The sequence below is a fragment of the Mucilaginibacter sp. BGA-UO-ETr-C110 genome (assembly GCF_059567985.1).
Map to the genome: position 1 here is coordinate 4,236,982 of NZ_JCAQPB010000002.1, position 24,179 is coordinate 4,261,160.

20 protein-coding genes are annotated in these 24,179 nt (G+C 42.8%); 12 read left to right on the plus strand and 8 right to left on the minus strand.

Going from position 1 to position 24,179, the window contains the following annotated elements; all coding sequences use genetic code 11:
• Positions 1-278 precede the first annotated feature (278 nt).
• On the minus strand, positions 279-1,508 hold the full coding sequence (hemA, locus tag AC57BQ_RS18220) for a glutamyl-tRNA reductase (protein WP_496407622.1): 1,230 nt from the start codon (positions 1,506-1,508) through the stop codon (positions 279-281).
• A gap of 166 nt (positions 1,509-1,674) precedes the next feature.
• Between hemA and AC57BQ_RS18225 the strand changes: the two genes are divergently transcribed.
• The 3 genes from AC57BQ_RS18225 (at position 1,675) to AC57BQ_RS18235 (ending at position 4,702) form a co-directional block, all read left to right on the plus strand.
• A complete protein-coding gene (locus tag AC57BQ_RS18225; protein ID WP_496407623.1) occupies positions 1,675-2,049 on the plus strand; it encodes a DoxX family protein in 375 nt (124 codons plus the stop codon).
• Between the two features lie 219 nt (positions 2,050-2,268).
• On the plus strand, positions 2,269-3,795 hold the full coding sequence (locus AC57BQ_RS18230; RefSeq protein ID WP_076374592.1) for a carbon-nitrogen hydrolase family protein: 1,527 nt from the start codon (positions 2,269-2,271) through the stop codon (positions 3,793-3,795).
• Between the two features lie 82 nt (positions 3,796-3,877).
• Entirely contained in the window at positions 3,878-4,702 is an 825-nt protein-coding gene (locus AC57BQ_RS18235; RefSeq protein WP_496407624.1) for a peroxiredoxin family protein, read from the plus strand.
• 623 nt (positions 4,703-5,325) lie between these two features.
• Here AC57BQ_RS18235 and AC57BQ_RS18240 read toward each other — a convergent pair.
• Positions 5,326-5,826 (minus strand): hypothetical protein, encoded by a 501-nt coding sequence (locus tag AC57BQ_RS18240; protein WP_496407625.1) that lies wholly within the window; start codon positions 5,824-5,826, stop codon positions 5,326-5,328.
• 159 nt (positions 5,827-5,985) lie between these two features.
• Between AC57BQ_RS18240 and AC57BQ_RS18245 the strand changes: the two genes are divergently transcribed.
• The 3 genes from AC57BQ_RS18245 to AC57BQ_RS18255 all read left to right on the plus strand — a co-directional run bounded on the left by AC57BQ_RS18245 (position 5,986) and on the right by AC57BQ_RS18255 (position 9,860).
• The gene (locus tag AC57BQ_RS18245) at positions 5,986-6,816 is read left to right on the plus strand and encodes an alpha/beta hydrolase family protein (RefSeq protein WP_496407626.1); all 831 of its coding nucleotides are present in this window, start codon (positions 5,986-5,988) and stop codon (positions 6,814-6,816) included.
• Between the two features lie 696 nt (positions 6,817-7,512).
• Entirely contained in the window at positions 7,513-8,511 is a 999-nt protein-coding gene (locus tag AC57BQ_RS18250; RefSeq protein ID WP_496407627.1) for an MBL fold metallo-hydrolase, read from the plus strand.
• Between the two features lie 737 nt (positions 8,512-9,248).
• A complete protein-coding gene (locus AC57BQ_RS18255) occupies positions 9,249-9,860 on the plus strand; it encodes an RDD family protein (protein ID WP_496407628.1) in 612 nt (203 codons plus the stop codon).
• 15 nt (positions 9,861-9,875) lie between these two features.
• Here the strand turns inward: AC57BQ_RS18255 and AC57BQ_RS18260 are convergent, their stop codons facing one another.
• On the minus strand, positions 9,876-10,253 hold the full coding sequence (locus AC57BQ_RS18260) for a hypothetical protein (protein WP_496407629.1): 378 nt from the start codon (positions 10,251-10,253) through the stop codon (positions 9,876-9,878).
• A gap of 97 nt (positions 10,254-10,350) precedes the next feature.
• On the opposite strand from AC57BQ_RS18260, the gene ispG reads away from it, so the two are divergent.
• Entirely contained in the window at positions 10,351-12,366 is a 2,016-nt protein-coding gene (gene ispG / locus AC57BQ_RS18265) for a (E)-4-hydroxy-3-methylbut-2-enyl-diphosphate synthase (protein ID WP_496407630.1), read from the plus strand.
• Between the two features lie 59 nt (positions 12,367-12,425).
• Here the strand turns inward: ispG and AC57BQ_RS18270 are convergent, their stop codons facing one another.
• On the minus strand, positions 12,426-12,734 hold the full coding sequence (locus tag AC57BQ_RS18270) for a hypothetical protein (protein WP_496407631.1): 309 nt from the start codon (positions 12,732-12,734) through the stop codon (positions 12,426-12,428).
• A 235-nt stretch (positions 12,735-12,969) separates the two neighbouring features.
• Here AC57BQ_RS18270 and AC57BQ_RS18275 point away from each other — a divergent pair, with 235 nt between their 5' ends.
• The 4 genes from AC57BQ_RS18275 to AC57BQ_RS18290 all read left to right on the plus strand — a co-directional run bounded on the left by AC57BQ_RS18275 (position 12,970) and on the right by AC57BQ_RS18290 (position 16,659).
• On the plus strand, positions 12,970-14,088 hold the full coding sequence (locus AC57BQ_RS18275) for a sensor histidine kinase (protein WP_496407632.1): 1,119 nt from the start codon (positions 12,970-12,972) through the stop codon (positions 14,086-14,088).
• Entirely contained in the window at positions 14,085-14,819 is a 735-nt protein-coding gene (locus AC57BQ_RS18280) for a LytR/AlgR family response regulator transcription factor (protein WP_496407633.1), read from the plus strand. The genes AC57BQ_RS18275 and AC57BQ_RS18280 overlap by 4 nt, the downstream gene beginning before the upstream one ends.
• 33 nt (positions 14,820-14,852) lie before the next feature.
• On the plus strand, positions 14,853-15,758 hold the full coding sequence (locus AC57BQ_RS18285; protein WP_496407634.1) for a helix-turn-helix domain-containing protein: 906 nt from the start codon (positions 14,853-14,855) through the stop codon (positions 15,756-15,758).
• A 316-nt stretch (positions 15,759-16,074) separates the two neighbouring features.
• Positions 16,075-16,659 (plus strand): hypothetical protein, encoded by a 585-nt coding sequence (locus AC57BQ_RS18290; RefSeq protein WP_496407635.1) that lies wholly within the window; start codon positions 16,075-16,077, stop codon positions 16,657-16,659.
• A 110-nt stretch (positions 16,660-16,769) separates the two neighbouring features.
• Here AC57BQ_RS18290 and AC57BQ_RS18295 read toward each other — a convergent pair whose 3' ends face one another.
• Positions 16,770-17,087, minus strand: a complete 318-nt coding sequence (locus AC57BQ_RS18295) for a hypothetical protein (RefSeq protein ID WP_496407636.1) — start codon at positions 17,085-17,087, stop codon at positions 16,770-16,772.
• Between the two features lie 94 nt (positions 17,088-17,181).
• Between AC57BQ_RS18295 and AC57BQ_RS18300 the strand changes: the two genes are divergently transcribed.
• Positions 17,182-18,918 carry a thiamine pyrophosphate-dependent enzyme gene (locus AC57BQ_RS18300; protein ID WP_496407637.1) on the plus strand — a complete coding sequence of 579 codons (1,737 nt, stop codon included), beginning with the start codon at positions 17,182-17,184 and terminating at the stop codon, positions 18,916-18,918.
• Positions 18,919-19,057: 139 nt separating this feature from the next.
• Here the strand turns inward: AC57BQ_RS18300 and AC57BQ_RS18305 are convergent, their stop codons facing one another.
• The 3 genes from AC57BQ_RS18305 to AC57BQ_RS18315 form a co-directional block, all read right to left on the minus strand.
• Complete coding sequence (locus AC57BQ_RS18305) at positions 19,058-21,043, minus strand: M1 family metallopeptidase (protein ID WP_496407638.1); 1,986 nt, start codon at positions 21,041-21,043, stop codon at positions 19,058-19,060.
• A gap of 179 nt (positions 21,044-21,222) precedes the next feature.
• Entirely contained in the window at positions 21,223-21,573 is a 351-nt protein-coding gene (locus AC57BQ_RS18310) for a Spx/MgsR family RNA polymerase-binding regulatory protein (RefSeq protein ID WP_496407639.1), read from the minus strand.
• Between the two features lie 62 nt (positions 21,574-21,635).
• Positions 21,636-24,083: a TonB-dependent receptor gene (locus AC57BQ_RS18315; protein WP_496407640.1), complete on the minus strand. Its 2,448-nt coding sequence runs from the start codon at positions 24,081-24,083 to the stop codon at positions 21,636-21,638.
• Positions 24,084-24,179 lie beyond the last annotated feature (96 nt).

Below are 24,179 nucleotides of genomic sequence, written 5' to 3' on the forward strand. Positions count from 1 at the left end.
GGTGCGAAGCGGGGCAAATAATTGCAGCCGTGGTTCTGGCTGCTTTGCAGGGTAAAGGCCCATGTGCGGCAAAGAAGCCTCTCTGCTGACTTGATTTATTCGTTGCTGCTTGTTTTTTTTATTGGTACTCATTATCTCGCTACACTCGGTCTTGGTTACTTTATATCAAGACAAAGTAACAGCCTTAGCGGCAATTGAGCGCTCTACGACTAAATGAGGAGATTGCCACGCTACGCTCGCAATGACATATTTAAAAAATTATTAGAAAAATAGTAGGACTAGTTTTCGTTGATCAATATATCTTTGGCCATAATCATCGGCACACTGATATATTTTTTCTCCATGTAATTGATCACCTTTTCCAGGATCTCGCGCGATTGCTCATCCAAACCCTGCACCTCATCGGCAAAAACAGAGTTGATGGCCGTATTGCGAATCTCTTTGATCTTCTCCGGCACCTGGCGCATGGCTACTTCAATACGGCGTTGTTTTAGCTGGGTGCAAAACTCGGCGATGTTTTGTTCAATAATAGCTTCGGCATGAACCAGTTCCTGGTAGCGCTCCTGCAGGTTACGTTTAGCAACCTCATTAAGGGAATGCACTTCGATAAAGTTAACCGGGAACTGCTCCAGTACTTCGGGAGCGGTGTCATTAGGAATAGCCAGATCCACAATGGTTTTACGGCTGGTTTCGCCATTAAGCAGCGATTGGTATATTTCGGTAGTGATGATAGGCTCCACTGCCGATGTACAGGTAATGATCACATCAAAACCTTTATTGTATGTTTTTAAAGCCTTCAGGTCAAATGCTTCACCACCCAGGTCGGCAGCCAGTTCGGCGGCTTTTGACAGGGTACGGTTAAACACCGCGAAATTGGTGAACTTATGTTTTTTAAGATATTTGGAAATATTGCGATTGGTTTCGCCTGCACCAATGATCAACACACGGGCATCAGTAGCACACAGATTAAGGTCGCGTAATTTGCGGTAAGCCAATGATACTACCGAGATGGGGTTTTTAGAAATGTTGGTATGGGTATAAACCTCTTTAGCTGTTTTTACCACGCAACCCATCACCATGCGTAAACTATCGCCGGTAAGGCCTGCCTCTTTGCAATGCTCGTAGGCTTTGCGTAATTGGGCCAGTATTTCCTTTTCGCCAACGATCAAACTTTCAAGTGAACATGAAGTACGTAAAAGATGTATCATGGCCTCCTGCTCCTCATAGATAGAGGCGCTAGCCATAAAGGTACTCAGGGAATGATCACACAGCTCGGTATTAAATGATTCGATGAACTTCCGGGCAAAATCCTTGTCGACCTTATGAGCAGTTGTCATAATAAATTCAACACGGTTGCACGTAGCCAGATAAAATATCTCCGGAATCCCAAATTGAGTTTTTACCTGTTGAAGTTTTTCTGTCAGATTTTCCTGGCAAACCACCAATCTACCTAATTCCTTCAGTTCAATCTGTTTGTGTGTAAAAGCAATAACCTTTAAATACTTCAAAGCAGTTTTAAATTTGACCGAACAAAAATATCACTATAAATGACATCCTATGTCAATACTTTGTCATACAGGGCTATTTAGAATGTTTATAAATTACGTGATCTGACCGTAAAACAACATTAAAACTGCTTAAAACATTATTTAGCAAAATAATGTATATTACATAATGCATCTGATCAAAAATATAAGCCTGATTATACTGGTAATCGGGTATATGCTTGCAGGCATCAATCACTTTATCAATCCAACAGCATATTATCGTATCATCCCGCATTATTTGCCCTACCCGGTAGTTATTAATATGGTAGCGGGTGCTGCCGAAATATTGCTGGCCCTGCTGCTTATTCCTACACAAACCAGGCCATGGGCGGCTTATACTATTATACTCATGTTGATTGCTTTTTTACCGGTACACATCAGCATGGTAAGCGATGCACCGCTAAAATTGGGCAAACTTACTGTAACACCATTATTGGCCTGGATACGCCTGGCACTACAGCCGCTACTCATGGCCTGGGCGTGGTGGTACACAAAAGCGTAATTGGAAAATGGATTTTGGGAGCAAGGAACAAAGATATTAGGAACAAAGATTTGAAGAACAAAGATAAAGAAAGGACATTGGGAACAAGGATGGAAAGAACAAAGAGCAAGGACATAAAAGAAGAAAGAAAAATCCTTGCTCCTTGTTCCAAAAATCCTTACTCCGGAAAAGCTCTTTGCTCCAAAAATCCTTACTCCCTTTAAAATATAAAAACAACCTATGGATCTGCAAAGTGTCGAAATGCGTAACCTGGAAGTACAGGATTACCAGGAGCTCAAAAAATCAATGAAATCGGCCTATATGGATATGGATGAGGACTATTGGGATGCCAATTCCATCAAAAGGCTCATCAAGCTATTCCCCGAAGGCCAGATCTGTATCACCGTTAACGATGTGGTAGTAGGTTGCGCGCTATCTATTATGGTCGACTATCAAAAATTCGGCGATAACCATACCTACAAACAAATAACTGGCGACAGTACTTTTAAAACCCATACCGACAAAGGCGATGTGCTTTATGGTATTGATATTTTTATCCACCCCAATTATCGCGGCCTGCGCCTGGCCCGCCGGTTGTATGAGGCCCGCAAGGCCCTTTGCGAAAAGCTGAACCTCAAAAGTATCATCGCCGGTGGCCGGATCCCCAATTATCAGAAATATCAGAACGATCTGACACCCCGGCAGTACATCGATAAGGTAAAGTATAAGGAAATCTATGATCCTACCCTATCGTTTCAGCTGGCTAATGATTTTCACGTACGCAAGGTGCTGCGTAACTACTTGCCCGAGGATAGCCGCTCCAAAGGTTTTGCCACACTCATTGAGTGGAACAATGTGTATTACGAAGAGATCAGCACGGCCATCAACCAAAAAACAGTAGTACGCATAGGCCTGGTGCAATGGCAAATGCGCTCGTACAGTAACATCAGCGAATTGATGAAACATGCCGAATATTTTATTGACGCCGTAAGCGATTACCAGGCCGATTTTATTTTATTCCCCGAGCTGTTCAACACCCCGCTGATGGCCGATTATAATCATATGGATTCGGCCAAAGCCATGCGCGAGCTCGCCAAATACACACAGCCCATTATCGAAGAATTTTCTAAACTGGCGGTATCCTACAACGTGAATATTATTGCAGGCAGCATGCCCTTTATTTTTGAGGATTCGCTGTACAATGTGTCGTACCTGTTCAGGCGGAACGGCAGTATGGAGGAAGTTTATAAGATCCACCCTACCCCGGCCGAGATCAGCTCATGGGGTATGCGCGGCGGCGATGAGGTAAAAGTATTTGAAACCGACGCCGGTAAAATTGGCATCCTGATCTGTTATGATGTGGAGTTCCCGGAACTATCGCGCATATTGGCCGGCCAGGATATGCAGATCTTGTTTGTGCCCTTTTTGACCGATACACAGAATGGCTACAACCGGGTGAAATTTTGCGCCCAGGCCCGTGCCGTGGAGAACGAATGTTATGTAGCCATTGCGGGTTGTGTAGGCAACTTGCCCAATGTAAATAATATGGGTATCAGCTATGCGCAATCTGCGGTGTTTACACCATCTGATTTTGGTTTCCCCACCAACGGCATTCAGTCCGAAGCGACTCCCAACAGCGAAATGATCGTGATTGCCGACGTCGATCTGTCCCTGCTGGATGAGCTGCATGAATACGGCAGCGTACAAAATCTCAAAGACCGCCGAACCGATCTGTATAACATTACTTTCAACGGCAAAAAAGTGTAGTTTGTCGAAATATTTAATAAATCAAATACTACTTATATAAATAATATTTACATTCAACACGGGTTAAGCCCGTGTTGAAATAATGAAACCTAAACCTGTTACCCTACCCATGAAAAATATTTGTTTGCTATTACTGTTCATCATTGCTGGCTTTGTAGCCCGTGCACAGGAACCTGTTAAAATAATTAAAACAATATCTACCCAACGGTTTAAAGTAGATACGAATTCGGTGGTAAAAGACTCCCTCGGGAAGTCGTATACTTTTAATGAATGGAACGAATTAACCAGTACGGGTCAGTATTTTTTATGGCCTGATGACCTAAAAAATGCCCATACAACATTTACACTTGTTAAAAGAGGCAGTAGGCTGCCTAAATACTGGCCTGCCAGAAATACGGCCCCAGCCGATCAAAAAAACCTTTCGCCCGAAGATATTGAAAAACAAGGCATGGCATCGTATCCCAAACCTATGGAATCGGAAAATTTTACTGTAGGCGAGAGGATCGCGCTATTCACTACGCATGATATGAATGGCAATAAAATAAAGCTCAAAGATCTGCGCGGGAAAGTGGTGATGATAAACTTCTGGTTTATTGGCTGTCCGCCCTGCCGGGCAGAAATACCTGAATTAAATAAATTGGTTGAGCTATACAAGGACAATCCTAACGTTGTTTTTTTGGCTATTGCCCTGGACTCTCAACACGATCTCAAAAAATTTCTGCAAACAACTCCTTTTAATTTTGACATTATCGACGATGCCCGTTTTATAGCCAATATGTATAACATACGCCTTTATCCTACCAGCGTGATATTGGATAAAGAGGGCAAAGTAGCCTTCCATACAGTGAGCTTTACAGCAAACTCACCTTACTGGGTGAAAAAAACTATTAATGAGGCTTTGAAATAATGAAGCTTGTGGTATCGGAGAAATGCATAAAGAATGCATATTGACTAATAATTTTAAGAATAAAATACAAATTCACTCATGAGGATTGTTGACTTTTTTGTGTATTACATTTCAACATTATACACAAACAAAAAGCGTGGAAGTTTATTGTGGGAGAGTCCAGTTAGGAGAACAGCATTTGTTGTTGGGGTATTATTCACCATGCTATTTTTCTCGATTTCGCAAATCTTGTGTTCTTTCATAGAAAATATAAACCTAATTGACATTCCTTATTCCAAGATTGCGTTAATTGTTTTTGGACTGGTGCTAATTCAGATTTTGGTATACATCTACATTAAAAAGGGAAGATTCAAATATATTACTTCAGAGCGGTTTAAATCATTCAAAATGAGCGATCGTGCCGGCGGAGTAATGTGTGGCGTGATGGTTGTACTTTCTGTTATTTTAGCGTGTTTAATATCGATAATTATTGATTAGTAGAATCTCCGCTCATTCAAGCGTCCACGCTTGAATGAGTTTTTAGAGTAAGCGTCCACGCTTACATTTTTTGATCCGGTAATCGTAAGCGTGGACGCTTACCATCATTATAGTTCAAGCAAAAGACGCTTGAACTGGCGGGATTATTACATTCCATCATTTATGAAATAAAGTTTCCCCGAATACTCAAGTTCTTCAACTAAATCTGTGTCAAAATAGAATTTGTATAATAACCAATGGTCTTCTGGTTTATAATAGATGAATGTGAATCGCAACGGATCCTTTTTGTGTTTAGCTAAATAACTAAGCAACACCATACCATCCCCTATGCTTTTTTGTGCAACTTTACTATAACCAGTAAATTCACCTGTTTGAAGCCTGGCAGAATCAAGTTTAATCTTTAAATTCTCGATTCCACTTACTGATTTGGTTGCCGAAAAAATATAGTCAAGGGATTTATCTGCTCCTTCGGTTTTATATTTATTAAAAAAATCCACGACTAAGCCATTGAGGACTTTGGTATCTGTATTTGAAAGGCCAGAATTGCGGTTAGTTAGCGACTTGTGATCTTCCGAATTGCATGACAAGCATAGCGTGCTTAAAATGAACACCACCGATAACCCCCAATAAACGTTTCCTTTTTTCATAATTACAAACATAATAAACAAGTGTAAAAATTGCATTTTACGCTATTTAAAAAAAATGATTTTTTTTATCATCAATGCCCCCTCAGCTGGCGCAGGCGTGCCGCGTGTGTTTCTATAATTACCCCACCCATTAACACCAAAAAAGTGTAATTTTCACCCATGATCCGTAAAGATAATTATACACTGCCCGGCGCCAAGGGCCGCCCTATGTTGATTGATGTAACGTATGACGATGCGCTTAAAAATGCACCGATAGTGATCTTCGCGCATGGCTTTAAAGGGTTTAAGGACTGGGGTACGCACAACCTGGTGGCCGATTACTTCGCCCGTAACGGTTTCCGGTATCTCAAATTCAACTTTTCGCATAACGGCACCACGCCCGATCATCCAACAGACTTTGTCGACCTGATCGCCTTCAGCGATAACACATTTTCCATCGAACTGGAAGATCTGGATACCATTATTGATTTTGCCTGCAGCGGCGCGGGCATGGCAGCTGCCGGGGGCGTATTTTTAATAGGCCACAGCATGGGCGGCGGCATCAGCATCATAAAATCAGCCGAAGACAGTCGCATCAAAAAGCTGGTTACCCTGGCCTCCATATCCGGTTTCCGCAACCTGTGGCCGCAGCAAAGCGAAACGCAATGGTACCTGCAGGGCATCATTTATATGCACAACTCCCGCACAGGGCAGCAAATGCCACTCAAATCAACCCTGCTGGATGACCTCGATAAACATCCCCTACGCCTGAATATCCAGGCCAAAGCTGCCGAAGTAAAACAACCCTGGCTGCTGGTACATGGCGATATCGACCCGACAGTACCACCGGAGCATGCCCGGGAACTACACAAGACTCAGCCCAAGGCCGAATTGATGATCATCAAAGGCGGCGACCATGTTTTGGGCGCATCGCATCCGTACACACAGGATACCCTGCCCGCTGCTTTACAAGAATATTGCGACGCGGCAATAACATTCCTGCGGGGTTGACTCACCCCGCCTGCGCTTCGCGCGGCACCCCTCTCTGCTTCGCAAAGAGGGGGAATTAAATATCGAATAAAAATCATGTCATTGCGAGCGGAGCGTGGCAATCTCCTCGCTTGTGTATCGATTAGAATAGCTATGAGATTGCTTCGTCATTCCTCCTCGCAATGACATGAAGGGGACCACCCCCTCTTTCCGCCAAAGGCGAAGAGAGGGTGGTCAAGCGAAACGATGACTGGGTGAGTCGACTCTGCGATTACATAATCTCATCCAAAACGAACCACAACTATCTCAATAACAAACCCTTCGATATCGCTCAGGATGACAAATTTTTTGTTTGTATAAAAATATTCTTCCCGTCAGCAGATAAGCTTCGGACAAAAGCGGGCAGAACAATGGTGGGCGGTGCGGCAGGAAAAGGCATTAGCAATTTTGCCTGAAGCGTGGGGCAATGAGCGAACAAAGTAGCGGCAAAATTAAGCAGCCTGTGGTTCTGTCCGGTTTGCGGGGCAAAGGCCAAGTGCGGCAAAGAAGCATTTCTGCTGACTTGATTTTTGGTTACTTTTCATCAAGGAAAAGTAACTCGCCCTCCCGCGGCAGGAGCGGGTATACGTCATTCCACCGTCAATAAACACCCAGGAAAAAACTTACCGTAACTTTAAACAGTTAACCCTATCTTAATCCAAATACTATTAGCTTACTATGAGTTTAGAAGGATCACGAAAAGAAGGAAAAAAATACCTTAACGTTATACCAACCGACGAGGCCGGTTTTGATAAAATGCTCCCCATACTGCGGCAATACATCAACAACAAGGCCGAGAATATCCCAAAGAAAACATTAGGTCCTTTTAAAACCGACACAGCCATTTACCAAAACCCGCCGGCCAATGGCCTGCGCATTACCTGGATAGGCCATACCAGTATATTGATAGAGATTGACGGCAAACGCATCCTCACCGATCCGGTTTGGGGCGAACGCGTTTCTTTCTCCAAATTCATCGGACCCAAGCGTTTTTTTCAACCACCGCTTTTATTAAGCGAATTACCACCTCTGGATGCCATCATTGTATCGCATGATCATTATGACCATCTGGATAAGGATACCATCAAATTTTTCGCTGGTTCTGCCACTCCCTTCTACTGTTCTATAGGTGTGGGGCAACACCTGCGTAAGTGGGGCATTACGGATAATCAAATCACAGAAATGGATTGGGGTAATAGCACGGTCATCGGTAATGATCTGGTGGTTACAGCTACACCTGCCAGGCATTTTTCGGGCCGTGGTATTACCGGGCGAAATGAAACCTTATGGTCGTCGTTCGTGATCAGAGGCCCCAAACACAATATTTATTTTGGTGCCGATTCGGGCTGGTCGCCCAGTTTTGCCGAGATCGGCGAAGCTTTCGGGCCATTTGACCTCACGATATTGGAAGTTGGCGCTTACGGCAAATACTGGCCAGATATACACATGGGCCCCGATCATGCTTCCAATGCCCACCTGGCCCTCAAAGGCAAACTGATGATGCCCGTACACTACGGCACTTTCAGCCTGGCCCCGCATGCCTGGTACGAACCCATTGAATGGCTAACCGACCTGGCAAAAGATAAAAATATAGAACTGTTTGTGCCCAAACCCGGCGAACCAACCGAAGTAAAAGAAGCCTACAACTCCAACTGGTGGAAACCGTTTTTGTCGTGATTATGATTGCTCCTGAGCCTTCTTTTCCCCGTCAGCAGAACAGCTTCGGGCGAAAGCGGGCAGAACAATGATGGCTCACGTAGTGGCTAGGGCATTAGCAAACCTTGCCGAAGCAGGGGATTAAGCGAACGAAGTAGAGGCAAGGTTTAGCAGCCCGTGGTTCTGCCTGTTTTGCAGGGTAAAGGCCATGAGCGCAAAGAAGCATTTCTGCTGACTTGATTTATTCGCTGTTGTTTGTTTTTATCGGTGCTCATTATCTCGCTTCGCTCGGTCTTGGTTACTTTGTATCAAGACAAAGTAACAGCCACAGCGGCAATTGAGCGCTCTACGACATGCTTTTTCACATTGAAAAGCAAATTTTAAAAAGCACCGTCACCAAAACACACTAGATATTTTAGTATATTTGTATATAACCAGCCCGGGATTCTCTAAACCAGAAAACCGGGCTGTTTTGTTAAGGGGAAAAAGGGAACAAAAATCGACTGTTTTATATTCATATATTTGATTATAAGCAAGTTAATACTTTTTAAACCTTTCAAAACACATCAAAAAAGTGTTAAAAAGTGTTAAAAAGGCGTTAAAACTTTGTTAAAATGGCCAATAACCAAGCGTTTTTACCCCGTTTTCGACTAAAAAGTGTTAAAATTTAAGGTTTAAAAAGTTTTTCTGCCCAACAAAGTAACTTCGGGCATTTGCAATAATCAAATAGCTGAACGCATCACAAAAAATCCTGATCAATGACTCAAACCTATATACTGGTAATTGAAGGTAAACCCCAGGGCCCTTTTAGCATCGACCAGCTAAAAGACCTCAAAGTAAAACCTACCGACTTTATAAAAACCCCCGAAATGGACGATTATAAAGAAGCACAGGAAATTACCGAACTGCGCACGCTTTTCGGCTTTGCCAAACCATCGCTGCTCATGCAGTATTATGGCAGTTTTGATCAGCGTCTGCTGGCTTCGGTTTTGGATTGGTTTATACTTTTCGGCGTGTTTGTGATCATCGCTTTTATTGTGGTACTGCTGTTTATACAGGATAAAGAAACACGCATTATTGTATCCTTCAGCATTTTAGGCGTTATCCCATTAGCTAAAGTGATCTACCATATTGTGATGGAAAGCTCGGCCAAACAGGCCACCTACGGTAAACAAATGCTCAGGATCAAGGTGGTAGATATGAATGGCGATCGTATCAGTACGGGTACGGCCATTAGTCGCAATTTGCTCAAACTGCTTTCTGCATTGCCGTTTTGTTTGGGTTATGTGATAGCCTTCTTCAACAAAAAACAGCAATGCCTGCATGATATGCTGGCTAATACCCTGGTGATCAAGGAAAGGTTATTTTAAGAAAGCTGCTAATCCTTATTTTTCGCCCTTGAACGTCTTATAAAAAACGTACTTGCCCAGGCTGTCCTTTTTGAATACTGACAGCTGTAAACTACCAGCGGGTTTAGATAAGGAGTCGCCTTTCAACAGGTTTTCAGTGATATTAAAAGTTGAGGTATAAAAGAAGTTACTATAGCCAAAAGATATATCTTCATTGATATTGAACTTAAAACCGGTGTTTGATTTATCGGCAAAGAACATCTTAAACCGGGTGCCGTTTGGTTCAATTTTGATAATATGGGAGTTGATCTCGTTTTTATAGATCCGGCTGCTGTAGGACCAATTATCCGTATTAAAATAAACAAATAAGCCTATAACGAGTAATGTGATCAATATGCGGATTAATCTTTTCATGCGTATAAAGTTATATAAACATTACAAGCTTTCCACTTTGCAAGCGTTTAACCTTTAATCCTATTGCTTATCTTTGTATCTTATTAATTTTCGCTGCATGAATACTGATGCTGTTAAGTTGCTGCAAGGCCGTTATTGTAATTCACTAACCGAATATTCGCGTTTTGTTACCCGCGAGGTAAATATTGGCGATGTGCCCATGGGCGGCAATAACCCTATCCGGATTCAAAGCATGACCACTACCGATACCATGGATACCATAGGCACGGTTGAGCAATCTATCCGTATGGTTGATGCCGGCTGCGAATATGTACGCATTACCGCGCCCAGCATCAAAGAAGCCCAAAACCTGGCTGAGATCAAGAAACAGCTTCGCCAACGCGGCTATAACGTTCCGCTGGTGGCCGATATACATTTTACTCCCAACGCTGCCGAAGTAGCCGCACGGATAGTTGAAAAAGTAAGGGTAAACCCAGGTAATTACGCCGATAAAAAGAAATTTGACCAGATAGATTATACCGACCAGGAGTACCAGGGCGAACTGGAACGCATCTACAAAAAATTTGCCCCGCTGGTTAACATCTGCAAGGAATATGGTACCGCCATGCGCATCGGCACCAACCATGGCTCTCTGAGCGACCGGATTATGAGCCGTTATGGCGATACCCCGCAGGGTATGGTAGAATCGGCTATGGAGTTTATGCGGATGTGCGAAGCGCTGAACTACTATAACCTGGTGATCTCCATGAAATCGAGCAATCCACAGGTGATGGTACAGGCCTACCGCCTGCTGGTAGACACCATGGTAGCCGAAGGCATGAACTATCCGCTGCACCTAGGTGTAACCGAAGCCGGCGACGGAGAGGATGGCCGTATCAAATCGGCAGTGGGTATTGGTACGTTGCTAGAAGACGGACTGGGCGATACCGTGCGTGTTTCCCTGACCGAGGAGCCAGAAGCAGAAGCTCCGGTAGCTATTGAACTGGTACGCCGCTATACCGAGCGGAAAGCAGAAAGCGAAAAGCAAAAAGCGGAAGAAAAAGAGCTTTCAGCTTTAAGCCTTCAGCCTTTAGCTTCTCATAACCCCTACGAGTACAAAAAACGCCATACCTATGAGGCTAACGCCTTTATTGGCGGGCATATGGTGCCAAGGGTGGTGGTTGATCTGTCGGCCAGAAACCTGAAAGATCCGGCTGTTTTGAAGGATGCAGGATATTTATATTCGCCTTTGCTGGATAAATACAACATGGCCGAGCAATCGGTTGATTTTGTATACCTGGCTGATGAGTTGCCGTCTTTTGTATTCCCGAGCAACTTAAAACAGTTGTATAACTATGACACCTGGCAAAAACTGACCGATAAAACCAATTGTCACCCAGTATTTTCATTAGCTGAATACATCGCATCGGGCACCGATCGTTCGTCCAAATTAAACCTGGTGAGGATATTACCAACCGATATTGATTCGGATGAGTTTGGGGCGTTACCGTTTGATAACTCATTGGTATTTGTACTGGAAACTAGTGCCCTGCACGGCATGGCCGATCAACGCTCCTTCTTCTTTAAACTGGAAGAACTTGGATTAGAAGTTCCGGTAATCGTGAAAAGGAGCTACAAGTTTGAAAAAGACCATGGACAAACGGACTTAACCACTAAACTCCAACTGTACGCAGCTACCGATCTGGGGGCCCTGTTAGTTGATGGTTTTGGCGATGGGATATGGATAGATGCTCCGGAGTTGCCCGCTAATGTTATCACTTCAACAGCCTTTGGTATTTTGCAGGCCACCCGTTCCAGGATCTCCAAAACAGAGTATATATCATGCCCAAGCTGCGGCCGTACCTTGTTTGATCTGATGGTGACTACCCAGATGATCCGCAGCCGCACAAGTCATCTCAAAGGCCTTAAAATTGGCATCATGGGTTGTATTGTGAATGGCCCGGGCGAAATGGCAGATGCCGATTACGGTTATGTAGGCTCTGGTACCGATAAGGTAACCTTGTATCGCGGCAAAGAAGCTGTCAAAAAAAACATCAACTCGGCAAATGCACTTGATGAGCTCATCGGCATTATCAAGGAAGATGGTAACTGGGTTGAGCAAGAACAGGCATAAAACAGAACAGGGCTGACCTCGCGCCAACCCTTGTTCAAAGTATAATTAAAAAAGATCATTTATCGCTTTAAATTGAACGCCATCGCGATCAGCTTTTTGTTTTCGGGACTGTCCTTCCCTTCGTTCAGCTTGTTAGACAACTCATTTAAAGCCAGCTTTGTTTTTTCGCGTTTTAAATTTAGTTTGGCGTTAATAGTTTCTTCATAAATCAGCTTCGCGTCATCGGTATAAAACCTGATGATTTGTACTCTTGGTTGATTAGCGTTACTCTCTACCACCCAAAAACCGTGGGTAGCAGGTGTTTTGATTTGAGCCTGGCTGCATACAGCGCTTATCAGGATCAATGCGGTTAACATGATTGTTTTCATAGCCCGTTTTCATTTGATGATCTAAATTAGCCGGGGCTGATCTGATAAAGAAGCGATGCCGTTACACAGCTATTATTTGCATACAAACAGCATTTAATGTAGCCCTATTAACATTTGTCAAAAATAATTACCCTTGTTAAATGTTTTTTGGTTGTATGTCGATGAAAGCGCGCGGTTTATCGCATTTACTGAAAAGATTTTACTTCTTTCGGCCGATATCAGGTAAATTAGCTTTATGAATAACAGGCTCGACATCAGGCTGCAAAACATCAGGATACCAAGAATTTACCAGCACTTGTTATTTTGGGGTGTGGCTTACCTTCTGATAGCCAGTATGTACTCCGTGCAAACCAACTTTTGGATCTCACTAAGGAACAACCTGTTCTTTATGCCTGTTCAAATTGCTTATTATTACGCCATAGCCTATTGGATAATTCCGCGCTATTTATTTGTTAACCGGTATTTAAAATTCGCCATATGGCTATTAGTGCTGGTTGTTGCTTCGTCATTGATAACCAGAACAGTGGGGCTTACTCTGGTAACCCCCTATCTTATCAAAGCAATGCACATTACCGATATTGATTACCTCAGGTACCAGCAAAAACCATTTTTTGAAAAACTAATGGATATACAAAACCTGGTGAACACGTTTAAAGGTGTAAACCTTATTATCGGTTTTGTATTGGCCATCAAGCTATTTAAAATGTGGTATGAGCGTAAGCAGGCCTCATTAGAAGCAGAATTAAGCGCTTTGAAAGCACAGGTTCATCCGCACTTTTTGTTTAATACCTTAAATAATCTGTATGCGTTGAGCCTGGATCAATCACCTAAATCGCCCCAGTTGATATTGGGATTATCAGACATTTTACGGTATATGCTTTACGAATGTAATGCCGATGAAGTACCACTTGAGCGGGAGATACTCATGATGCAGCAGTATGTAAAGCTGGAAAAGCTGCGCTATGAAGACCGCATCGACATTAATTTCACCATCACCGGCGATCTGCGGAATAAACTGATAGCGCCATTGCTCATACTCCCCTTTATTGAGAATGCCTTTAAACATGGCACCAGTGAAAAAACCGGGCACGTTTGGATAAATATCAACGTAAATGTGACCGGCAACCGCTTTAAACTCAAAGTAGCCAATAACAAACCTGAGCATCGGACGGAGGAGGCTGAGGAAAATACCCGTGGGCACATTGGTTTAAAAAATGTAATGAAACGGCTTGATTTACTTTATCCTGCCACCTCAAAACTGAAGATCATGAATGAGGACGATACATTTCTGATCGTGCTTGACATGCAGTTGAGTGAGGTTAAACAACCCGAAAAACAATTGGTAAGCGCATGAAGATCCGGACACTAATAGTTGATGATGAGCCTCACGCCATCGCCGTGTTGGAGAAATATCTGGCCCAATTTAACCAAATGGAATTGATCGGCAAATGCACTGATGCGATACAGGCTTTTCAATTGCTGCAGCGAAAGCCCGTGGACCTGATGTTTTTGGACATTCAAATGCCAGGCATCAAAGGTACCGACCTGCTCCGGAGCCTCAAAAACCCACCAAGAGTAATTTTTACTACTGCCTACAGTGAATACGCGCTGGAAGGCTTTGAGCTAAACGCGGTTGACTACTTGTTAAAACCTATTTCGTTCGAACGTTTTTTGCGTGCTGTTGATAAAATTTACCAGTTGGCAGAAAGCAGGCACAATCCAGTGATCACTCATGAAGCGCCGGTGAGCGACCATGAAACATTCATCTATCTCAAGGTGGAGCGCAAAACTGTTAAAGTAAATGTGAATGATATTTTATGGATTGAAAGCCTGCGCGATTATGTAAAAGTGGTGATCAAAGATCAGGTGTATATCACACGGCAAAAGATCAGTATGTTGGAAGAAATGTTACCGGAAAATAGGTTTGTACGCATCCACCGGTCGTTCATTGTAGCGCTGGGTAAAATCGACTCTTTTTACTCTTATAGCATTGAAGTTGCAGGCCATGAATTACCCATTGGTCGTAATTACAAACAGGATGTTCAAAAAAAGCTAAAGGCCGAACAGATACAATTTGACCCATAAGTGTAAAATAATTTTGCACTATCTTTGAGATTCATGAGTAATAAAATAGCTGTTTTTGATATTCCCGCCACACTTCAACGATATACCGGCACCAACCGTAATTTTGGTATTATCCACGATAACTGGAACCAGGACGATTTTGCTATATTAAGTCATGAAACCGGGGCAAAGCATGGCTTACCCGTTAAAACTGATTATTACTCGGTTATTTTATGCCTGAGCGGTAGCTGTAAAAAAACAGTTGGGCATTTTGTTTTTGATGTTTATCCAAACTCCATACACCTGGTATCGCCAGCTTTTATTACTTCTTTTGAAGATGCTACTGACGATCTGCTCTTGTACCAGGTACTGTTTAAAAAGGATTTTCTGACCCATAACTTCCTGAAAGAAAACATTGTAGATAACCTGCTGGAGGTAAACCCCGACTATCCGCCAATTTATGGTCTGTCAACAAAAAGTGTGGCATCCTTAAAAGCACTGTACGAAAAAATGAGTGATGAAAGCCGTGAAAAAGGGGCTTTTCATTTGCAGATCTTACGCCTCCTGGTGGTCGATCTGTTGTATGAAATGAATCGTGCCTGCGAAAGTTGTTTGCTCCATTCAACCAGGCATTTGAGCAAACAATATCAGTTGGTGTATAAATTCAAAAAACTGGTTGAAGAGAAATTTCTGGCCCTGAAAACCGTACAGGAATATGCGGACGAATTATTTATATCGGCCAAATATTTAACCGAACTGGTAAAAGGCGAAACCGGTCAAAATGCTTTGCATGTTATCCATAACCGCCTGTATCTGGAGGCGCAGTATCTACTCTCATCATCGGGTCTTAGTATCAAAGAAATTGCCGAACGGCTTAACTTTGACAACAGCTCACATTTCAGCCGGTTCTTTAAACGTTTCGCAGGGTATAATCCTTCGGAACTTAAACAGGTACAATAGAGAAATCTCCTGCCTCATTCCTTTCAAAATCCCCCGTTATGACCGTTGCCTGACGGTATTTTCCACCTATCGGAAAAATTGGTTGTTAAATCCGATTTATTGGGATTGATGTGCCTTCGTACAGCCAGTACCTTTGACATGTCAATCAACAACAAGGGTCATGAAAAAGGAAAACTTAAACTTACTAAAAGGCAGATTACTCCAGGTATACTGGGGCACCTTTCAAATTTTAACTATCATTTACAGATAATCACCTTCTGGAGATCATCAAAAATTTTACCATATATAACAAAACTATACTATAACCTATACGATCATGAAAACTTCCATTAAACTAAGTGTTTTAATATTTTCATTGTTATCTGTCATTTCTCTAAATATTAAAGCACAGGATATAAATAATCCAGTAACACCTAAAACAACTTCTTTGGGTTCAGGCATCCGCTTAAGTGCTGGTGTTGAATCGGGTGTACCTTTGGGCAAACTTAATAATAACTACAACCTGAACTTCGGCGGTTCGTTACAGGCCGATTTCCCGGTGCTTGACAGGCAATTATATGTTACTTTAAACACTGGTTTCAACAATATTTATGCTGATGATATTACCAATGCTCCCGACATTCAACTGATACCAGTTAAGGTGGGTTTAAAATATTTCCCTGTTAAAAATTTCTATATCCAGGGCGAAGCCGGTGCATCATTTATTGCCAACAAAACAGATCTGGGTGCAACTAAATCAGCAGCCTTTGTTTACGCACCACAAGTAGGTGTATTATTTAATGTGGGCCGCAAAAATTATATTGATGCAGGTGTAAGGTTTGAAAGTAATAGTAAATTTTATACTAACGGCAGCACCAGCAATTTTATTGGTCTGCGGGTTGCTTACGCTTTCAATCTTTAATCAGTACCAAAAACAACAGCCGGAAGGCTTCTCTATATATTGACACAGAAAAACAGGCAGACTCTTTAAAGTCTGCCTGTTTTGTTTTACATCTCAGCCATCGTTCCGGCTCAGTCCACCGGATTAAATTCAGCAAACATGTTTGCTGTTTCGCTTAGGCTATTCAGGTTTACATAATCGCAAACTTCGGCATACTCGGCCCACATTTCATGAACGGCTTTGTTCTGATGGGCCTGGTTAATAGCTTCGACACTCAACCATTCAAAAACCTCAATAATAGTTCCATCGGTGGTTTCCATGATAATAGGTTCACGATCCGTTACCAATCCCTCCAGCTTAAGCCGGGGTACGTGGGTTTTGGTGAGTTGCTTTAAAGCAGCTGCTTTTCCAGGCTTTGGTTTATAAGCTACAATAACTATTCGCCCCATGATTGTCATATTTTACAGCAATTTACAATTTTTAAAACCCACTGCATATTCAATGGTTAGCTTTATACATATCAAAACATAAATCAACCTGACCATGGCAAAAAATGTTGCAGATCAACTGGTAGAAATGCTGGCCAATGCCGGTATAAAAAGAATATATGCCGTTACCGGCGATAGCCTTAACGAAGTAAATGATGCCGTAAGACGCGAGGGAAATATACAATGGATACATGTACGACACGAAGAGGTTGGCGCCTACGCAGCCGGCGCCGAGGCACAGCTGAATGGTTTGGCATGTTGTGCGGGCAGCAGCGGCCCGGGCCATGTACACCTCATCAACGGTTTGTATGATGCGCACCGATCCGGCGCGCCGGTTATCGCCATCGCTTCAACCATAGCCAGTTTTGAATTCGGTACAGATTATTTCCAGGAAACCAATACTATAAAACTGTTTGATGATTGCAGTTATTACAACCAGGTGGCTACAACTCCCAGGCAGTTGCCTCGTATGCTGCAGGCAGCTATACAAAACGCGGTACATCAGAAAGGAGTGGCTGTAATTGGCTTGCCGGGCGATGTTACGAGTATGGATGCTGTTGAGATCAATACATCTACCCAAAACTTTAACCCAGTACCCGTGGTCAGGCCTTCTGATGCTGATCTGCAAAAGCTATCTGCCTTGATCAACCAGCATCAGAAGATCACCATTTTTTGTGGCATAGGTGCAGGCGAAGCTCATGATGAAGTAGTAGCCTTATCGCAAAAGCTTCATGCTACGGTTGCTTATTCCTTCCGGGCCAAAATGGATATCCAGTATGATAATCCTAACGAGGTGGGGATGACCGGACTTTTAGGTTTGCCATCGGCCTATCATAGTATGCACGAAAGCGATCTGCTGATATTGTTAGGTACGGATTTCCCGTACACCCCATTTATGCCTACCGATTGCAAAATTGTACAGGTAGATATTAAGCCGGAGCGGATCGGTCGCAGGGCTAAAATCGATGTGGGTTTATGCGGCGACATCAAAGATACGTTAACAGCTTTACTTCCACTGATCAGTCAAAAACAGGATGATAGCTTTTTAAAAGCCCAGTTAAAAGTATACGCTGATGTAAAAAACAAAATGCAAACCTATGTAGACGACAGCGGCGAACAGGATAAGATCCACCCCGAATTTGTAGCCAGCGTACTGGATAAAATTGCTGCCGATAATGCCATATTTACGGTAGATACAGGCATGTCATGCGTGTGGGGTTCCCGTTATATCAACGCTACAGGCAAGCGAAAAATGATAGGATCATTTAACCACGGTTCCATGGCTAATGCTATGCCGCAGGCTATTGGTGCGGCTCTGGCCCGCCCGGGTCAGCAGGTTATTGCGCTTTGTGGCGATGGCGGATTGTCGATGTTACTGGGCGATCTGGCTACCATTGTTCAGTATAAATTGCCGGTCAAGATCATCGTTTTTAATAACCGTTCCTTAGGCATGGTCAAGTTGGAAATGGAGGTTGCCGGCCTGCCCGATTGGCAAACGGATATGTACAATCCAGATTTTGCTTTAGTAGCGCAGGCTATGGGCATTAAAGGTATTAACGTTAAATATCCGCAGGATGTTCAGGAGGCAATTGCAGAAGCATTGGCTTTTGACGGCCCGGCCTTAGTCAATGTATTTACCGACCCGAATGCGCTGGCTATGCCACCCAAAATTGAGTTTGAACAGGTGAAGGGTATGGCTGTATCGATGACCAAACTGATGCTCAACGGCCATATGGACGAAGTATTGGATACAGTAAAATCAAACTATAAACATTTGAAGGATCTGTTGTAGGAGACCAAAACTAATTTGTCATTCTGAGCAAAGCGAAGAATCTAATCGCCGAATAGATCCTTCGTTCCTCAGGATGACAAATTAGAATCCTCTATTCCAATAAACAAAAAACCCGGCCTTAACCGGGTTTTTATATTTCTTATTTCTTCCAAACGTTATTGTCTGGGTTATAATCGGGCAGTACTTTATCAGGGTCATAAGTAACCGATTCAATTTCTTCGGTTGATGGATATTTGAATGTCCATGAAGCAAAACGCTCCCAAATTTCAACCGGCAGTTTAATACGATCAGTTTTACCGCTTTTGGTTTTCACCTCCAGGATAACCGGCATGGCCATTTTACCCAGGTTATCTATGGTGATCATGGCTCCTTTTGATGCATCGCCATCCACATATTTCACATCGCTAACCGCAACATCCAGGCGCCAGTCGTTCAGGAACCAACCTCTCCAAAACCATTGCAGGCTCTCGCCTGATGCATTTTCAATGGTGCGGAAAAAGTCGTCAGGTGTTGGGTGTTTAAATGCCCACCTGTTTATGTAGGTTTTAAAAGCAAAATCAAAACGCTCAGGGCCTAATATCTGCTCACGTAATAAAACCAAACCGGCGCTTGGTTTTGCATACAGCAATGTACCGGTATTTCTTTCCCTCAGGTTGGCCGGCTGGCTCATCATTGGCTCCAGTTCTGGCTTGGTGAAAAAGTCGCCGGTACGGTGCATATCTATGGTGCGGGTGCTTTTATACTCGCCATTGTTAAAATTAGCGGTTGAAAGCGTGTTGATGAAAGTGTTAAAACCTTCGTCCATCCAACCATACATACGTTCGTTTGAACCTACGATCATTGGGAACCAGGTATGGCCAAATTCATGATCATTTACACCCCAAAGCGCATTTTTCTTTGCTCTGTATCCGCAGAAAACAATACCAGGGTACTCCATACCACCTACTATACCGGCAACAGATGTTGCGGCAGGGTAAGGGAATTCAAACCATTTGGCAGAGTTATATTCAATTGATTTTTTTACATATTCTGTTGAGCGGCCCCAGGCATCATTGCCATCACTTTCAACAGGGTAGGCTGAAATAGCTATCGATTTTTTACCGCTTGGTAAATCCATTTTGGCAGCATCAATAATAAATGCAGCTGATGAAGCCCATGAAGCATCACGCGCGTTCTTTATTTTAAAGTGCCAGGTGAGTTCTGTTTTACCTGCCGGGCGCGATTTGGGATCTTTAACCTCATCGGCAGTACGGATCACTACCGTTTTTTCGCTTTGGGCAGCTTCGGCCCAACGTTTTTGTTGTTCCGTGGTATATACTTCCTGTGGGTTTTGCAGTTCTCCGGAGGCTACTACGATGTGATTGGCCGGAGCGGTAATGCTCAGATCAAAATCGCCATACTCCAGGTAAAATTCACCTGGACCTGTATAAGGCAGGGTATTCCATCCAATTACATCATCATATACGCACATGCGTGGGTACCATTGCGCAATGGTATAAATTCTGCCGTTTTTGGTATCCTGGTAACCCATACGATCCGATCCATAATTCGGCGGAACAAATGAGTACTCAATTTTAAGTTTAACCTGTCCGCCATTGGCTGTTACCTCTTTAGGTAAAAAAACCTGCATGCGGGTATCACTGATCAAAAATTTAGCTTCGGCAAATTCACCTTTACCAATAGCGTATTTTACTGATTTTATTTTATAGCCGGCATCAAATGCTTCACCACGGCCCCAGTTGCGGCTGCCTGTTGGGGGTACAATAGCAGTTCCGCGTGAATCTAATTTAAACAAGTTTTGGTCAAGCTGCATCCATAAAAAGCCCAGGCTCTGCGGACTATTATTGGTATAAGTTAAAACTTCAGAACCGGTGATCTCGTTGGTTTGATCATTCAGTTTTGCAGCCAGTTGATAATCGGCCCGGTTTTGCCAGTATTTAGGTCCTGGTTCGCCGCTTGCGGCACGGTATTCTGTACCATTTTTGGTATAAAAGCCAGGCCCGAAAGTTTCATGGTAATTGTAATCAGAAGCAGGCGCATTAGTTGAAGCGGCCTGCTGAGCATCACTTACACTAACCGCCAACATAAAGGCCATGCTGAAACCGGCCATCAGTTTTAAATTCATTTCAATATTTTTTGTATGTATACAGCAAGTATACTACAAAAAAACATTTTTGGATGTTCGGGTAAAACGATTGTTACCATAAAATTAAATTATTCCTCATCAAACACGAAAGCCTATAAATCAGGTAGATATACGAGATTTACAGGCTTCAAACTAAAAAATATGGAGATGTCCCGGCCCTATTTGTTTAAAAAGTGGGATTGATAAACTTTTTCATCAAAACCAAAAAACAAAAAGTCGCCATCTTCAATAACCGGTCTTTTGATCATGCTGGTTTTTTGTTGTAATAGCGTAAGAGCGTCGGCATTTGTTTTTACACTTTCTTTCACCTCAGGATCAAGTTGTTTCCAGGTAAGGCCTTGTTTATTCAGGAATTTTTCGTACCCCGCTTTACTATCCCACTCCTGTAGTTTCTCGGTACTTACCCCAAGCTTTTTGAAATCCTGGAAATTATAATCTACCTTATTTTCTTTTAACCAGTCAAGCGCTTTCTTAACTGTGTTGCAATTGGTTATTCCGTAAACTTTCATCGGGCTAATTTATCCTTTTTGTGCCGAAAGTATGTCAGGTGTTTTTAATCTAATACGCAATCTTACTGACTGGCGCCACTGCTTTTACCGCCACCTTTGGTATCATCGTTATTGATGCTGCGCTGGTTCTTTTTAATATCGCTATTAAGCTTGCCAAATTTATAATTAAGCCTGATAGCAAAATGGCGATATGGGTTTTCCCTGCTGATGGTTTGAGAAAAATCGGGCGTATTGGTAGTGTTGGTAAACGCCCTATACTTGCTGTAAGGGTTATTAGCTACAAGGGTTACCGTAAATTTTTTATTGAAAAGATCCTTGGCAACGGTGTATGAGTTATAAATAAAATTGCTTGATTTACCTTGCAGGGTTACATCACCGCTAAAGAAACCGGCATTATAACCTAACCTGTAAGTATCACCTAATTTATAGGTAAAGCTGGCAAATGCATTACCAATGTAACCGCCGTTTTTAAAGAACTCACTGTTATAGATACCTTTTAGCCAAACATGTGAAACTTGCCCGTTTAAGCTAACCGTAAAGGGTTTGGTAATGGAAAAATTGGTATTAATATTTAAACCCAGTGTACGGTTGCTGCCCAAATTTTGGTAGGTAGTATAGGTTACCGTATCACGCAAACTGCTTATAGTTTGGATGGAGTTATTGGAGAACGCATAACTTAAGCCCACCGTAACGGAGGCCTTTTTAAAATTGCTGTAAGTAAGCTCAAAGGTGTTGTTAAGCTCGGGGCGCAGATCAGGGTTACCGGTGCTGATGAATTTAGGGTTTGAATTATCAACAAAAGGATTAAGCTGGTATATACCCGGGCGCTGTATACGCTGCGTAAAACCGAAATTAATGCTGCTGCTGTTGAGGCTGCGTTGTATAGATATGGATGGTATCAAATTGTTATATCCCTTATCAAGTGGTGTGCCTATAAAATCGGCCGTGACTTGGGTATGTTCAATACGTAAACCGGCTTTGGCTGTCCACTTACTTAGTTTTAACTGATAAGAGTTGTAAAAACTGGTCACATCCTGGTGATAGTCAAATGTGCTGGTTTGCCCGGTGTTAACCACATATTGGTTTGTAGCAGGATCAAGATCTTCGCGCCCGAAATCACTAAAGTTGTTCCGCAGAATGGCTTTGGCTCCGGCTTCGATACTTAGTTTTTTAAGCGGATATACATAATCAAGCTGAATGGTATGTTCGCGGTTACCGGCATTATTACGCTGTCTGAAATCAGGATTGTTCACATCGTCATAATTAAACCTGTCGGTAAATGCATTCGAGCTCGTTTGGTCGCTTGGCGAATAGCTGTATTTGTATGACAAGGTTAACAGCTCATCTTTGTGGTTTTTAAAGTTCCGCTGGTAATTGATGGCGATATCGGCCCCTTTATCTTTACTGTTACTGGTAGTGGCGTTGCGGTAGGCCTCATCAAGTGTTCCCACGTTGTTTACCCGGTTTGATTGCAGGGAGCCCATTTGATCAAAGTGCCCCTGAAAGATCTCAAATGAACCTGTGATCAGGTCAAGGCTATCAATCTCATAACTTAGTTCGGCATTAGCATATTTGTATTTACCGCTAAATGTATTGGTACCATCCTGGTTTAATATGCTTGATACTGATTTATTTAAAAATTGGGTCTGCACGTTGTGCGTTGCCCCGGTTACTTCTTTTTGGGTACCAAAACCCGCGTAACCAGAAAGACCAAATTTACCCTGTTTTACGGTGGCGTTCAGGTTGTATCCGGGGCCCCAAACGGTGTTATAACGCATGTTGATGCTGCCGTTATAACCCTGGTCGGCATTTTTCTTGGTAATAATATTAATAATACCGGTTAAACCTTCCGCATCATATTTAGCAGGTGGCGTAGTGATCACTTCAATCTTTTCGATATTGGTGGCCGGCATTGATTTTAACACATCCGATGGACTTTTGGCCATCAATGCTGATTCCTTTCCGTTGATCAGGATTTTATAATTACCGCTTCCTTTGAGTCTGATTTTATCATCTCCATCTACAGATAAAAGCGGCACTTTACGCATCATATCCAGTGCAGATACCGCTTTACTTTCAGGATCGGCGGTTACATCATATGTAAGACGGTCAACTTCCTGCTTCAGGGTTGGTCGTACAGCTGTTACAGTAACTTCTTTTAATTCTTTACTGGAGGGGGCCAATAAAATTTTACCTGCATTAAATTCATTACCGGTCAATTTTACAGGTAAAACTTTGGTGGCATATCCAATAAAAGCAACAACAAGCTGATAAGTTTTACCATCCGGTGCTTTCAACTCAAAACTGCCGTCGTCTTTGGCCAGGGTGCTTTTTACGGGTGTATGGGTAGTTGCATCCTGTAGCGCTACAGTAACATAACCTAAGGGTTTATTTAACGCCGAATCAATCACCGAACCCTTCACAGTTATGTTTGTTGGCGAATTTTGCGTCTGGGCAAAACAAATCGCCGAAATGTAACAGGAAAGCAGGGTTAGTAAAAATTGTTTCATAAGGATTTAGTGATAAGACGCAGTAAGCTATCTAACTGTTGCATACAGCAAAGATTATTTAACACTTTTTAACTAATCAATTAGTATTTAGTGACC

Bases quoted from the DNA above. Each gene is read 5' to 3' on its own strand.
- AC57BQ_RS18315 (WP_496407640.1), bottom strand. From the start codon at position 24,083: ATGAAACAATTTTTACTAACCCTGCTTTCCTGTTACATTTCGGCGATT.
- AC57BQ_RS18235 (WP_496407624.1), top strand. From the start codon at position 3,878: ATGAAACCTAAACCTGTTACCCTACCCATGAAAAATATTTGTTTGCTA.
- AC57BQ_RS18255 (WP_496407628.1), top strand. From the start codon at position 9,249: ATGACTCAAACCTATATACTGGTAATTGAAGGTAAACCCCAGGGCCCT.
- AC57BQ_RS18275 (WP_496407632.1), top strand. From the start codon at position 12,970: ATGAATAACAGGCTCGACATCAGGCTGCAAAACATCAGGATACCAAGA.
- AC57BQ_RS18285 (WP_496407634.1), top strand. From the start codon at position 14,853: ATGAGTAATAAAATAGCTGTTTTTGATATTCCCGCCACACTTCAACGA.
- AC57BQ_RS18225 (WP_496407623.1), top strand. From the start codon at position 1,675: ATGCATCTGATCAAAAATATAAGCCTGATTATACTGGTAATCGGGTAT.
- AC57BQ_RS18230 (WP_076374592.1), top strand. From the start codon at position 2,269: ATGGATCTGCAAAGTGTCGAAATGCGTAACCTGGAAGTACAGGATTAC.
- AC57BQ_RS18245 (WP_496407626.1), top strand. From the start codon at position 5,986: ATGATCCGTAAAGATAATTATACACTGCCCGGCGCCAAGGGCCGCCCT.
- AC57BQ_RS18290 (WP_496407635.1), top strand. From the start codon at position 16,075: ATGAAAACTTCCATTAAACTAAGTGTTTTAATATTTTCATTGTTATCT.
- AC57BQ_RS18310 (WP_496407639.1), bottom strand. From the start codon at position 21,573: ATGAAAGTTTACGGAATAACCAATTGCAACACAGTTAAGAAAGCGCTT.
- AC57BQ_RS18295 (WP_496407636.1), bottom strand. From the start codon at position 17,087: ATGGGGCGAATAGTTATTGTAGCTTATAAACCAAAGCCTGGAAAAGCA.
- AC57BQ_RS18305 (WP_496407638.1), bottom strand. From the start codon at position 21,043: ATGAATTTAAAACTGATGGCCGGTTTCAGCATGGCCTTTATGTTGGCG.
- AC57BQ_RS18300 (WP_496407637.1), top strand. From the start codon at position 17,182: ATGGCAAAAAATGTTGCAGATCAACTGGTAGAAATGCTGGCCAATGCC.
- AC57BQ_RS18270 (WP_496407631.1), bottom strand. From the start codon at position 12,734: ATGAAAACAATCATGTTAACCGCATTGATCCTGATAAGCGCTGTATGC.
- ispG (WP_496407630.1), top strand. From the start codon at position 10,351: ATGAATACTGATGCTGTTAAGTTGCTGCAAGGCCGTTATTGTAATTCA.
- AC57BQ_RS18250 (WP_496407627.1), top strand. From the start codon at position 7,513: ATGAGTTTAGAAGGATCACGAAAAGAAGGAAAAAAATACCTTAACGTT.
- AC57BQ_RS18240 (WP_496407625.1), bottom strand. From the start codon at position 5,826: ATGAAAAAAGGAAACGTTTATTGGGGGTTATCGGTGGTGTTCATTTTA.
- AC57BQ_RS18280 (WP_496407633.1), top strand. From the start codon at position 14,085: ATGAAGATCCGGACACTAATAGTTGATGATGAGCCTCACGCCATCGCC.
- AC57BQ_RS18260 (WP_496407629.1), bottom strand. From the start codon at position 10,253: ATGAAAAGATTAATCCGCATATTGATCACATTACTCGTTATAGGCTTA.